General features: G+C 39.9%; 6 protein-coding genes and 2 tRNA genes. 6 read left to right on the top strand and 2 right to left on the bottom strand.

From position 1 onward, the window contains the following. Positions 1-26 precede the first annotated feature (26 nt). The 4 genes from AC1DG9_RS07440 (at position 27) to AC1DG9_RS07425 (ending at position 9,751) form a co-directional block, all read left to right on the top strand. Complete coding sequence (locus AC1DG9_RS07440) at positions 27-3,332, top strand: UvrD-helicase domain-containing protein (RefSeq protein WP_172662234.1); 3,306 nt, start codon at positions 27-29, stop codon at positions 3,330-3,332. Continuing rightward, positions 3,332-6,205, top strand: coding sequence for a PD-(D/E)XK nuclease family protein (locus AC1DG9_RS07435; protein WP_288884304.1), 2,874 nt, complete (start codon positions 3,332-3,334; stop codon positions 6,203-6,205). Before AC1DG9_RS07440 ends, AC1DG9_RS07435 begins: the two co-directional genes overlap by 1 nt. Before the next feature lie 131 nt (positions 6,206-6,336). Next, a complete protein-coding gene (locus AC1DG9_RS07430) occupies positions 6,337-7,323 on the top strand; it encodes a pyruvate dehydrogenase complex E1 component subunit beta (RefSeq protein ID WP_048908243.1) in 987 nt (328 codons plus the stop codon). Positions 7,324-7,426: 103 nt separating this feature from the next. After that, positions 7,427-9,751 carry a Tex family protein gene (locus AC1DG9_RS07425; RefSeq protein ID WP_172662232.1) on the top strand — a complete coding sequence of 775 codons (2,325 nt, stop codon included), beginning with the start codon at positions 7,427-7,429 and terminating at the stop codon, positions 9,749-9,751. 88 nt (positions 9,752-9,839) lie between these two features. On the opposite strand, the gene AC1DG9_RS07420 is transcribed toward AC1DG9_RS07425, so the two are convergent. Further along, positions 9,840-10,313, bottom strand: a complete 474-nt coding sequence (locus AC1DG9_RS07420) for an Lrp/AsnC ligand binding domain-containing protein (RefSeq protein ID WP_048908245.1) — start codon at positions 10,311-10,313, stop codon at positions 9,840-9,842. Between the two features lie 152 nt (positions 10,314-10,465). Between AC1DG9_RS07420 and AC1DG9_RS07415 the strand changes: the two genes are divergently transcribed. Together AC1DG9_RS07415 and AC1DG9_RS07410 are read left to right on the top strand one after the other, a co-directional pair. Continuing rightward, positions 10,466-10,573 (top strand) — tRNA-Asp (locus AC1DG9_RS07415). 57 nt (positions 10,574-10,630) lie between these two features. Continuing rightward, a tRNA-Asp gene (locus AC1DG9_RS07410) sits at positions 10,631-10,775 on the top strand. Between the two features lie 146 nt (positions 10,776-10,921). Here AC1DG9_RS07410 and AC1DG9_RS07405 read toward each other — a convergent pair. Further along, a complete protein-coding gene (locus AC1DG9_RS07405; protein ID WP_337717036.1) occupies positions 10,922-14,119 on the bottom strand; it encodes a TonB-dependent receptor in 3,198 nt (1,065 codons plus the stop codon). Positions 14,120-14,470: the final 351 nt, after the last annotated feature.

The raw sequence follows: 14,470 nt of genomic DNA, 5'->3' as shown, positions 1-14,470 counted from the left end.
TTCTAAATAAGTTATAGCTTTACGTAATGCCTCAACAACCTTTAAAATTGCTTAGAGCATCTGCCGGATCGGGTAAGACTTTTAGCCTAACCCTGCATTACCTTACACTTTTATTTAGCGGCCCGGGTAAATACAGGGAAATTCTTGCAGTTACCTTTACAAATAAGGCAACAGCCGAAATGAAGGAGCGGATATTGGGGGCCTTACAAGCGATAGCAAAAGGCGATCCCTCAGATTTTAAGCCGCTCTTAAAGGCTAGTTATCCTGAGCTTTCTGATGAGGATATTAAAGCAAAAGCACAGATAATTTACAGCAACATACTTCATGATTTTGGTAGGTTCTCTGTAAGCACAATTGATGGCTTTGTGCAAAAGGTAATTCGAAGCTTTGCTTTTGAACTAAATCTGGATAGTGGATATAAGCTGGAAATGAATCATGACAAAGTAAAGGAGGAGCTGGTTAAAGCACTGAACTTACAGATGGAAGCTGATCCTGAATTGCTGGAATGGGTAACGGCGCTTGCCATAGACAGGATAAGCGATGGTAAGGACTGGAATTATCAGCGTGCGTTAAAGGATCTGGCCAATGAGATTTTTAAAGAACGATACTATCCTTTTCAGGAAGCGATGTTGCTTATGGGAGAAGATAGATCGGCAGAATTTAATACTTTAAAACAAACTGTAACCTCTGGCATAAAAGCATTTAATAAAACCCTGTTTGACCAAGCTACGGACCTGAAATACATATTTGATCTTTCTGGTGTTTTGCCCGAAGAACTGGCACGTAAATCTCTTAATCCTTTGTTAAAGCTGGATAAGATATTGAATGAAGATTATAGTATTTTTCCTGCCCTGGCCAATATGGTTGATGATTTTGAGCAGTGGCCGCATACCTCATTAAAGGATACATCAGGAGTAAGGCAGTTGTATGATGACCTTAATCCAGGGTTAAAGAAAATGGTCGACTTTTATCAGGAAGGTGCCGAACAATACTCAACATGGCTGGCCATTCATAAAAACAGTTCTTACTTACGGTTGATGCAGGAAATGGCACAGCAATTAAAAAATTATAGGGCCGAAAATAAAGCACTCCTTATCAGTGATGCCCAACAGTTATTGGTTGGCATAACTGGAGCGGATGCGGAAAATCCTTCTTTTATCTGGGAAAAAACGGGAAATAGGTATAAGCATTTTTTATTCGATGAATTCCAGGATACCAGCACCATGCAGTGGCTTAATTTTTTGCCACTTATTAGAAATGCGCTATCAGAATTTGAAGGGAATACTACCGAGCACCTCATTGTAGGTGATGTAAAGCAGTCAATATATAGATGGCGTAGTGGCGACTGGCGCATTTTGCATAGTAATGTAAGACATGATGTGCAGGCGCATAATGTTGTAGAGGAAAACCTGGAGTTTAACAGGAGAAGTACAGCTAATGTGATTGCATTTAACAATTTTCTGTACAGCCATTTGCCATCTATTTTGCAAAGACAACTCAATGGAATCCTGGCAGAGACGCAGAGAGAAGATCTTTTAAGTTATTGGAATCAGGAGTATAACCAAATTATTGATAGCGCTTATGAAGGAAGCTTTCAAAACGTTACTCCTCAAACGCTAACGGGGGGTAAAATCGAGATGCAATTTCTGAACAAGGAAGATGATTCAGAGTCAGAGGATGAAAGTCCCGTTGCGGCTATTCATTCCGTTAACAAAATCATTGAACTGCTATCGGTTCATGGGTTTTTTATGAAAGATATTTGTGTGTTGGTAAAGACTAATAGAGAGGCAGAAATAATGATTTCAGCCTTATTGGATAGACAAGACGATTTATCGGCCGCTGCGGGCAAAACGTTTCAGGTTATTTCCGGAGATGCTTTAAAGATATCGTCTAACCTTGCCGTCCAGTTGCTGATCAATATATTTAGAATGTTGGTGGCAAGAGAGGATGAACAGGCTATTTATCGGGCTACATGCGCAAGGTTGTATAGCCAGATTAACAACCCGGAAGGGATGGATGAGAAAGTAGCGCTAACTGCTCAGGATTGGATGGATATTGCTAGTCAGCCTATTCAAAATCTTACCTCTTATTTTCCTGAGGACTTCTGCAACGGTTTTGAGAATTTCAGGCAGTTGCCTATGACCAGCTTAATGGAAAGAATGGTGCAGTTTTTTGGATTGGGGACGGGCCGGAATGAAAATCATATTCCTTTTATTATGGCGCTTAGAGATCAGATAGGTGTTTTTGCCGGAGGAGGTGATCAGGGTCTGGGTAGGTTCCTGGAATGGTGGGATGAAGAAGGCTTAAATAAAGCTTTGCCTAACGCTGATGATCAGGATGCGGTGCAAATCATGACCATTCATAAATCGAAAGGATTAGAGTTTAAGGCGGTAATTATTCCATTTTTAAACTGGAAATTAAATATCCCAAGTGGATTTATTAAGAAAATACTATGGGTAAATGCCGGACAGGCAGGGTTTGAAAACTTTAGTACTTTACCAGTGGATTATAGCAGTAAACTTGCGTCTACAGCGTTTGCACGTGAGTACTTTGAAGAAATGCTGCTAAACTATATGGATGCCCTAAATACATTATATGTAGCAACCACCAGGGCAAGAGAATATTTATATCTGGTATGCCCTAAAACAACAACTGTAGAGAAGAAAAAGGAAAGTACGGTTAAAAATGAGCTTCAGAATATATTACTGAACCTTTTTAAAAATGAAGAGGAATCAGGTTTTGTACTTGAAGAAAACCTGATGTCTTTTGGAGAATTACGGCCTGCAGTTAAAAAAGCATCTGAAATTAATGAAAGCGCCATAAAGGTTTCTAATTATTATGTGAATGAGCGCCTGACTTCTAAGTTTAATTACCAAAAGAATAATGATGATGGTTGGTTTAATGCCCGCCAACGAAAAGGAGTAGTGTTACATGGTATTCTGGAAACCATTACAGATTTAAAAGATCTTGATAAATTGATCTCGGTGAAAATGCAGGAAGGTCTGATCAGGCGCAGTGAGCGTGATGAAGTAAAGCAAGCAGTTATAGATGTGATCAATCAACAGGAAATAGCAGAGTGGTTTAAGAATTCTAAAAGCATAATTAGTGAAAGAGATATGATTTTGGAGGGGGGAGAAGTGAAACGTCCGGATAAGCTTTTTGTAATGGAGGATAAGGCTGTGTTGCTCGATTTTAAATTTGGTGCCCCTCATAATAAATACATAGACGATATCAATCATTACAGGGAAAACCTGTTGAAAATGGATGAGTTTAAACAAATAGACGCTTACATCTGGTATGCCGAAACAGGAAAATTATTAAAAGTATCGTAATGGAAAGTGTGAACGAAGGAAAGTTTTTGAACAGAGTTGCCGCCGATCTTTTAGAACGTTTTGGTAATGAACTACAGGATGTAGCCATTGTTTTTAACAATAAAAGACCTCAGCTATACTTAAAGAAATACCTTGCAGAAGTGAGCGGTAAGCCAATTTGGAGCCCACAGATGTATACTATTCAGGAATTTCTTTCACGAGGCACGGTACTTGTTCCTGCAGGTCAGCTTAAACAATTCTTTGTTTTATATACCTGTTATAATGAACTATTAAAAGGAGAGGGCAAAGAAGATGTTTCGCCGGATGAGTTTTATCCGCTGGCAGAAATTATTCTTGGCGATTTTAGTCAGGTAGATTATTATCTGGCCAATGCTAAAGAGATATTTGGGTTAATTGAAGATATAGCCGAACTGCAACTGCAATTCCCAAACTTTGATGAGGAGCAATTACAGTTTATGCGAACATTCTGGGGCTCTTTTTCTGCAAAAAAGCAGAACCAAATGCAAGAAAGGTTTATAGAGCTATGGCAAAGAATGCCCTTGCTTTATGTTAATTTTCACTCAAGATTAGCTAAGGAAAATCTGGTTACCAATGCCAGGATGTACCGTAACCTTGCAGAAGGTAAGAACTCAGATCCCGAATTTTTAAAAGCATTTAAACATACTGTATTTGTTGGTTTCAACGCTTTGTCAAAAGCGGAAGAGCAGTTTTTTAAGCAGTGGCAGGAAAAAGGATGGTGTTCTTTCTATTTTGATGTAGACGCGCATTATTTTTCAAATCCATTGCAGGAAGCCGGACATTTTATCAGAAGAAATATACATACTGTTGGACTGGTTAACCAGTTTAAAGTAGCGCTGGCAAGACTGAACGATGCGGCAAAGGAATTTGTTGTTGTGCAGGCACTGGGTAATGTTGCTCAGGGCAAGTTACTTTCGGAGCTTTTATCAGAAAATGGGGCTAAAAGTGCAGGTGGAAAAGCAATTATTCTTGCCGATGAAAAGTTGCTAATCCCGGCTTTGCAAACTATTGACGACGATAGTGTGAATGTTACTATGGGCTATCCTTTTGAGCAATCGGCCTTATATGGCTTATGTGATCTTTGGCTCAGTATCCAGGAAGCCCTGTTGTCTGATGCAGAGGTTAACTATAAGCATGTTTTATCTTTCCTTTTTAATCCGTTGATTCCTATTGACCCGGATCTACGCAATGAGTTGCATAATAAAGTTGTTGATGAGAAAAAGGCATCTTTTGATAGAGCAGAACTCTTGCGGATGGGCAAGATCGCAACCATCACCTTCAACACTTTTGTCGATTCCTTTACAACGATAAGGCATCTTGCAAGTGTATTATTATACGTTTCAGAAGAAAGCAAGCTGCAAAGAATGGACAGCTTATTGTGTACCGAAGCAGTAAAAGCACTTAATGCACTTACAGATAGTTTTGAAGAGCTAAAAGCAGAGGGAGTAAAGGATTTGAATCCGAGGTTTGTTTTTAAGCTTATCAGAAAAGCACTTCAAGGATTAACCGTGCCCTTTGAAGGAGAACCTTTGGCCGGTTTGCAGGTAATGGGACTTTTGGAAAGCAGGAACCTGGACTTTGATGAACTTATCGTTTTAGGTGTAAATGAAGGTATCCTTCCTAAAATCAATAATAACCCCTCATTTATTCCTGATAATATTAGACGTGCTTTTGGTTTGCCTATACTTGAACATCAGAATGCAATTTCGGCTTACCTGTTTTATAGGTTACTGCATGTTGCCAAAAAAATTACACTGGTTTATAATGGTGTTACAGACGAGAAAAGTACAGGAGAGGAAAGCCGATTTGTAAAACAGCTGGAGTTCGAAACCAATTGTACGTTTTCGCATAGGGTGCAGCAGAACCAATCAATTGAGAATCCCAGAAACCTGAAAATTGTTGTAGAAAAAAAGGGAGATGTATTAAAAGGACTGGAGAAATATTTCAAAAGAAATTCTACCCCCAAATACGACAAGAAAATATCTGCTACTGCGTTTACAGATTATAATACCTGCTCTCTAAGGTTTTTCTATAAAAATATTGCCGGGTTAAAGGAGCCTAAAGATTTACCGGATAGAATAGAAGCCAATTTAATTGGAAGTGCACTACATACGGTAATGGAAGTTTTTTATGAGCCTAGTGTAGGAGCTGAGATAACCGCCGATTTTATTAAGGAAAGGGAAAAGAAGCTGTCAGATATTTGTGAATTTGCCCTGGCTAAAGAACTTAAGCTTAATGCGGCCAAAGCGGGAACGCAAACTCCGGCTTTGCAACAAATTGTGTTACAGGTATTAGAGCAGTATGCGCTTAAAATTTTAAGAAATGATGAAAAGCTTACGCCTTTTAAAATAGAGGAACTTGAAAATAAAAGCGATTATGTGATGCTTTATCCAATTGATACAGAAGGAAAGAATCGTAATATCTGGCTGTACGGTATCATTGACCGCGTTGATGTAAAAGATGGAAAGATCAGGATCGTTGATTATAAAACAGGCAAAGATCAGCTTAAGTACAAAGATTTTCCTTCTCTTTTCGAGGATCAGGCAAAAGATCATAACAAAGCTCTTATACAAACATTATTCTACACGTATGTGTATGAGCAGGTTAAAGGTAGGCAATATGTAGAGCCTCATCTTTATACCGTTAGAGATTTTAAAGAGGGTACTTTATTTAAAGAAAAGCAAAAAGGGGGATTGGTATTGCAGGATCAGAGCCTTGAAGCGTTTAAATCTATGTTTGCTGATAAATTAAATGAAAAGCTGAATGAACTGTTTGATGAAAACATTCCGTTTCTGCAAACTGAGAATAAAGAAAACTGCTCGTATTGCCCTTATAAAGACATTTGTCAGAGATAGTTAAGGAATTAAACCATTATGGATATATTTCAAGTGTAAAACTTTCTTTTCAAAGGCGGGCAGTGGTGCGAATAAATTGCATATAAAAACAATTTTATCTAAGTTTGCCGCAATTAACATTTGAATATACAATGAGAGAGATTCAATTTAGAGAAGCTTTACGTGAGGCCTTAAGCGAAGAAATGCGCAAAAATGAGAACATTTTTTTGATGGGCGAAGAAGTTGCACAATATAATGGTGCATATAAAGTTAGTCAGGGAATGTTGGATGAATTTGGAGACAAACGCATTATAGACACGCCTATAGCTGAGTTGGGCTTTACCGGTATAGGTATTGGCGCAGCAATGAACGGATTGGTTCCAATCATAGAATTCATGACTTTTAACTTCTCTCTGGTTGCTATAGATCAGATCATTAATGGTGCAGCAAAAATGCTATCTATGAGTGGCGGACAGTTTTCTGTGCCTATTGTATTTCGCGGACCAACTGGAAATGCAGGTCAGTTAGGTGCTCAGCACTCTCAAAACTTTGAGAACTGGTATGCAAACTGTCCGGGTTTAAAAGTTGTAGTTCCATCTACTCCTTACGAAGCTAAAGGCTTGCTTAAACAATCTATTATTGATCCTGATCCGGTTATCTTCATGGAATCTGAGGTTATGTACGGCGATAAAGGCGAAGTTCCTGAAGGCGAATTTTATATTCCTCTAGGTAAGGCTAACGTTGTAAAAGAAGGTACTGATGTAACCATCGTAACTTTTGGCAAGATGCTTACCCGTGTTGTAAACCCAGCTGTAGAAGAATTAACTAAAGAAGGCGTTAGTGTTGAAGTAATTGATTTACGTACTGTACGTCCTATTGATTATGCAACTATCATTGAATCTGTTAAGAAAACCAATCGTTTGGTAATTGTTGAAGAGGCTTGGCCATTGGCTTCTATCTCTTCTGAAATTGCATTTAATATCCAAAAAAATGCTTTCGATTATCTTGATGCTCCGGTATTGCGTATCACTTGTGCAGATGTACCGTTGCCTTATGCACCAACTCTTATTGCGGCTAGCTTACCTAATGCAGAAAAGGTAGTTAAAGCTGTAAAAGAAGTTATGTACGTAGCAAAATAAGACTAATTATTTAAAAGAAATATAATCCCGCTGGTTAAACCCTCTGCGGGATTTTTTTTATTTTTGACCCCACTGTACTTTACAACATCAAATAGAGATCAAAATGAGTAATCACTCTACAATAATCGCTGCTGAACTCGCAGTGGCGGAAAAGCAGGTTATCGCTACTATTGAATTATTGGATGAAGGAGCAACTGTTCCCTTTATTTCCCGTTACCGCAAGGAGATGACAGGGAGTTTGGATGAGGTACAGGTTGCCGCCATCCGCGACAGGTTTCAGCAGCTTCGTGAGCTCGATAAGCGTAGAGAAGCAATTTTAAAAGCACTTGCTGCACTTGAAAAACTTACACCAGAGCTTGAAGCAAAAATAAACGCGGCAACAAATATTGCCACCATTGAAGATATCTACCTTCCGTATAAACCAAAGCGTAAAACCAGAGCATCAGAAGCCCGTAAAAAAGGTTTGGAGCCTCTTGCTATTGCCATACTTGAGCAAAGCAAACAAGATCCGGAACTTGAAGCCGGTAAGTTTCTTAATGATGAGCTTGGCGTATCATCAACAGATGAAGCGCTTGCCGGGGCTAGAGATATCATTGCAGAAATTATAAATGAAAACATTGATGCAAGAACATCAATGAGAAAATATTTTCAAAACAATGCGATTTTTAAATCGACCCTGGTAAAGGGAAAAGAAGAAGAGGGGATTAAATACAAAGACTATTTTGACTGGAACGAGCCACTTAAAACAGCCCCTTCTCATAGAATCCTTGCAATGCGCAGAGGAGAAAATGAGGATATTCTAAAGCTTGAAACCATGCCTGAGGAAGAGGGAGCAATTCAAATTCTGGAGAAGCAGTTTGTGAAAAGCAACAATGGCAGTTCAGCACAGGTTAAATTAGCCATACAAGATAGCTATAAGCGTTTGCTGGGCCCAGCAATGGAAACAGAGGTTCGCGGTATTTCAAAAGAAAAGGCCGATGAAGAAGCGATCCGTGTATTTGCAGAGAATGCAAGGCAATTGCTGCTGGCTGCTCCAATGGGACAAAAGAATGTTTTGGCAATAGATCCTGGATTCCGTACCGGATGCAAGGTTGTTTGTTTGGATATGCAAGGTAAATTACTTGAAAATACTGCTATCTATCCGCATAACGGTCAAAGAGGTGTTCTTGAAGCTGCCGAAACCATCAAAAAATTATGTGCTAAGCACAATGTTGAGGCTATCGCTATTGGAAATGGAACTGCAGGCAGAGAGACCGAGGTGTTTATCCGTGGGTTGGCTATAGCCGACGTAATTGTGGTGATGGTTAATGAAAATGGTGCATCTATCTATTCAGCCTCTGAGGTTGCCAGAGAAGAATTTCCAACTCAGGACATCACCGTTCGTGGGGCAGTCTCAATTGGACGTCGTTTAATGGATCCGTTGGCAGAGCTTGTTAAAATAGATCCTAAGTCTATAGGTGTAGGGCAGTACCAGCATGACGTAGATCAGAATAAGCTGCAGGCTTCTTTAGATGACACTGTAATGAGTTGTGTGAACGCTGTAGGCGTAGAGTTAAACACGGCATCCAAACAGGTTCTGGCGTACGTATCAGGGCTTGGTCCGCAGCTTGCACAAAACATAGTAAGTTATCGTAATGAGCATGGTGCTTTTAAAAATAGAGAAAGCCTTAAAAAGGTACCTCGTTTAGGAGACAAGGCTTTTGAGCAGGCCGCTGGATTTTTGAGAATTAGAAATGCTGAGCATGTGCTTGATACTAGCGCTGTTCACCCAGAGCGCTATGCCCTGGTTAATAAAATGGCAAGAGACCTGAACTGCAGCGTAGCTCAGTTAATGAAGGATGCTGAATTAAGAAAACAGATCAAACTTCAGCAATATGTAAGTGAAGAAATTGGTTTGCCAACCTTAAATGATATTATGAGTGAGCTTGCAAAACCAGGAAGAGATCCTCGTGAGCAGTTCGAAATATTTAGCTTTACTGATGGCATAAATGCAATAGCTGATTTAAAGATCGGTATGAAATTGCCTGGCATTGTTACCAATATTACCAATTTCGGAGCCTTTGTAGATATAGGAGTTCATCAGGATGGATTAGTGCATACGAGTCAGCTTTCCAATAAATTTGTAACCAATGCCAATGATGTTGTTAAAGTTCATCAAAAAGTAGAAGTTACGGTAGTTGAAGTGGATGTGGCAAGAAAGCGTATTTCGCTTTCTATGAAAACAGCCACCGCTGCTCCAAAGCCTCAGGTTAAAAAGGCAGATCAAAAACCAAATAGCTTTAAAAAACCGGTAAGTGCAGGTAAACCGGATCAACATAGAAAGCCGTCAAAACCTCAAACTAATGGTGTTGGAGGGAAGAAAGATAAACCGCTACCAGATGGGGATTTACAATTGAAGCTTGAAGCATTGAAAAACATGTTTAAATAGTAAAAAGAGCATTGCAGTCCGTCATCTCTCCTATCGTGGAGATGACGGACGATTTAAAAAAACGTCATTGGTAATCTCATTTTGTTAACTACAGCTCAATCTGTCTTTTGATACTTTCTTCAAGAGAGATTAATGTTTCTGTACGTTGTATGCCAGATACAGCCTGGATTTCTTCGTTTAATACATGTCTAAGGTGGCTCGTATCGCGACAAATGATCTTGGCAAACATACTATAGGCACCGGTAGTGTAATGGAGTTCTACAACTTCTTTAATTTTGCTTAGTTGCTCTACAGCATCTTTATATTGAATTCCCTTTTCAAGATAGATACCAAGGAAGGCACAGATGTCGTAACCAGCCTTTTGCGGATCAATAATGAGATGTGACCCTTTGATGATACCCATTTCCTGAAGTTTTTTCATGCGGACATGTATTGTTCCACCAGAAACAATCAGATCTTTAGCAATTTCAGTGTAAGGCTTAGTTGCATCATGCATCAGCTGCTTCAAGATATCAATATCCAGGTTATCAATTTCTAAATTTTGGGTTTCTTTTTTAAGCATCGTTTTGATATTTGGTAACAATATTCTAAGTTAATTAGAAATATCGTAAAAATAAAATAAAATGTTTAAAATATTTGCAACGTATATAGGTTGTTGTTACATTTGTATCAAGCAAGTAACAAAAAATAGTTCTTTAAAACTTGTTTATACTCTGTAGGGTGGTGAAATTGGCAGACGCACCTCCTTGTCTCGGTGGTGGAGAATTTGGAAAACCCGTAAGGGCTAACCACTCCTTGAAGGTTCGACTCCTTCCCCTACAGCTATTAAGTAGTTAAATCAACCTAAACCTACTACTTAAGAATTAGTACTTTATATAATGTTGGGTGGTGAAATTGGCAGACACGCCTTCTTGTCTCGGTGGTGGGGATAAATGGATAAACGCAGTTTATGGGTTGACCACAAATTAATTTTTGAACTGTAGCTAACTACCCCTTGAAGGTTCGACTCCTTCCCCAACAGCCAGTTTTTTTATGAATAATAAGTTAGTTAAAAAACGAGTGACCCCGGATAGGGCCACTCTTTTTTTTGTTATGACCTATTTAATGCAAAACAAGAAGGGTGTGTTTCAGATTGTGAAACACACCCTTCTTGTTTTTGAGATCGAAAGCTTAGAAACCGTAGCGGATACCGATCTGCCCCTGATAAGGATTGCCTGATGGATTGGCAATACCAGAATTGTTTACGTTATAAACAAACTGGTTGGTTGTGTTGTTGAACGAATTAACTGAATATAGTGCCTGGTTTCCCATTGATTCGTTCACACCCCATTTCTTATTCAAGAGATTGGCTACGTTGAAAAGATCTCCTGAAATTTCAATGCTGTGGGTTTTATAAACTTTAAATTTCTTGCTGATTCTAAGATCAAAAATGCCATAGAACCCGTTGATACCGCCGTTCCGCTCAGCGATCTGACCGCTGTACCTGTTGATGTAGTCTTTAAGGCTCTGACTTGCATTAGGATTATCCATGATGGCCTTTAAACCAGTTTGAATGTTGGCTGGTACAGCAGTGTTGTTCCTGTCGAAAATAAAAGCAAGATCATTTGTTCCCGAAACAAAGTCGCCATTAGTATTACCGCCCGACAATAGAGAATAGCGTGTGCCACCGATACCTGAATAACGAATACCTACACTTACCCCATAGAAGGTAGGTAGTGTGCCATAGAATACAATTTTATGTCTGAAGTGGTTGTCTGAATAACTCATCTTACTCAGGTCTCTTGGATTATCTTTTACAGGTAAGGCTAGTGTCGCGGTATTCGCTACGTTTCCATTATAAGAAGTATTGTCTTTGGTATCGTTTAATGTATAGCTAAAGGTGATTGTTCCGTCTTTAAAGTATTGATAAGTAGCATCCAGAACTGCTGCGAACTGGTTTACACGCCCCTTGCTGTTCATTTCCAATACCCTACCGATCTTCTGACTAATACGCCCCTGTTGCCAGTCTGGTGCAGCGTTGGTAATACTTGCTGCCGGAACGTACACACCTCGGCCGCCTTCATTTTCCAATCTAAAGAATGGATTTACTGCCATATTGCGATCTACGTATACGTAATTGTTGCGTCCTAATGTGGCAAAACCTGTTATAGTGACTTTAAATTTCTCATTAATAAAATGTGAGTAAGAAGCATTTGCTTTATAAACTACTGGCACGCGGGCATCACTTGCGTTAGTGTTGATCGTGAGAAGTTTGTTAACACCCGGGATGTCAAACAATTCCAGTCCGGGCGCATTCTGAGGGTTATTGCGGTAATCTATGAAATTTGGTATTGGCACATTCGGTGCTCTCACATCAACTGAGGCAATGCGCGTTCCGTCAAATACCCTGTTGTTGATCGTCATGTAATTATTGATGTCCGATCCAAAGATACCAGCACCAAGCCTGATGAAATCCCTGTGCTCCTCATTCACATCCCATGTGAACTGCAGTCTTGGCTGAATCTGGAAAGTCGACAGCGAGTTGTCTGTGCGTAAACCAAGCTCATCCAGAACCAACTGATTCAGAGGCGCAGCAGGGTAGAAACTGTAATCGGCACGAATACCTGCCGTCATCTCCAGGCCCGTTGCAAGCTTCGTTTGCATTTGTCCATAAAGAGCGGTATTGAAGATTCCCTGAGTTACACTTGGGTCGGCCACTAAAGGCACTTCCCTTGTGTATCTGTATGGTTTAAGGTCATTGAAATTCTGCAAGGCAGTTCTATTGTTTGCCGGATTGGCCAGATCTGCGGTATTTCTAAACCAAAACCTGCCGTTCAGCTCACTTCCGTAAACAGAATGTGCACGGGTATACATTAGGTCTGCGCCAAAAGTATATTTAATCTTGTCTGTGTTGTAATACAGGTTATTTACAATCTGTAATACATTATTAGTAAAACCTTCCTGTGCAAAACGGTGACCACCTATCTGAATATTTGTTGCTGCATTGGCTCCATTAATACTTGAAATTACGTTTTCTACAACGGCTCTTGGAATGTTTGCGGCAGGCAACTGATCACCTGGACTGCTTAATTGGTAGGTGTACAAATGCTGTACCTTTAGCTCATTGGTTAGTTTGGAATTGATGGATGAACGTAAAGTAGCCAGTAAGCTGTTATCTACGTTTTGGTCATTTCCATAAGATTCGTACAAATTGATCGGGCTATTGTCTTCCAGGCCCTGCTTGTTGCGGTCATTGGTGTAGTTGTCTCTGATTGTCAACAGGTTTTTCTCATTGATTTGCCAGTCGATTCTTGCAAAACCTGCATCTGAACCGCGTAGCTTATCAAATTCTCCAGTCTGGCGTCCCTTTACCCCATATTTATCCTGGGCGATATCCACAAACTCTTTTAGTGTGGCAGGAGTAATCCTCAGTCGAGTAATATCGGCGTCGGTTTCCAGATTGGCAATCATCAAAGGCCTTGCATCACGCTGATGGTCCCATGCAGCAAAGAAATGCAGTTTATCTTTAATGATCGGACCGCCTAATGAAAATCCATATTGATAGGTAGAGAAATCAGATTGGCGTTTGTTGCCATTGATTGCATAAGGACTTGCCAGCCAGTCTGCCCGGCCATAAGTAAATGCTCCTCCACTAAAAGTATTCGTACCCGATTTGGTTACTGCACTAATGGTCCCACCGCCACTTCTGCCAAAGGTTACGTCATATTGGTTGGTGACTACCTGAAATTCCCGGACAGCTTCCATAGATAAAGAATAAGGTGCACCGCTTCGGCTGGTGGTAGAACCTGCTGAAGTTGGATTCTTAGCCGTCATACCATCAATAGTGTAATTAGTAGAAGAGCCCAGCTGGCCAGATATTGTGCCACCGCGGCTTAAAGGAGACAAGTCCATAAGATTGGTGAAATTCCTGCCGTTAACAGGAAGTTTCTCAATGTCTCTGGCCGTAATGGTGGTTGCAGCACCGAGGTTTTCAGTTTTGTTTTTAAGTCCTGATCCTACAATCTCTACTACTGCCAGGTTTTCTACTGCATCCTGCATGGTGATATTGATTTTCAGGGCATCACCCTGATTTAATGAGTAGCCGGTTATTTTTTGGTCGCCAAAACCTACATAAGTTGCAGTAATAGTGTAGGGTTTCCCAAGGGGAAGTTCTTTAAAGGTATACACACCATTGCTGTTGGTAGTGGTGGAGGTGTTAAATCCTGTAGATTCATTACGAACCCTGACAGATACGCCCGGAACAGGTTTTTTTTGAGTATCAGTAACGGTTCCTGATATTGAAGTTTGTGTTGTTTGTGCCAGGAGTTTATTTTGGGCAAAGCAACAGAATAGAAGCAGGAGAGCTGTACATAGTAAATTTTTCATCATCTGAGTTAGTAGGTTGATTTTTGATGACGAAATTAGGGTTGGAATRTTAGCTCAGAAATAGATTTATATTAAGAAATTCTGCAACGATTTGGATATTAATGATGCTACGAAATAGATTACCAATCACAGGAGTTTAAAGCTTTCGTCATCTCGACGTAGGAGAGATCTCTTGATTATGCCAGAGTTCAAGAGATCTCTCCTACGTCCTTTAGATTTGTTTTGATTATTTTTAGAATGAGAAGGAAGCAGAAGTAAACTATCCTTTCGTCAGAGTTTGGACTCATGTCTCGATTTAGACTTCTGCCTCCCTTTCATCAGGAACTCAAATAGAAATTAGGGCTAATGACCCAT

The organism is Pedobacter sp. 05L430 (genome assembly GCF_056397585.1).
Note: the sequence above shows the minus strand (reverse complement) of the source record. Positions and strands in the feature narration are given on the sequence as shown.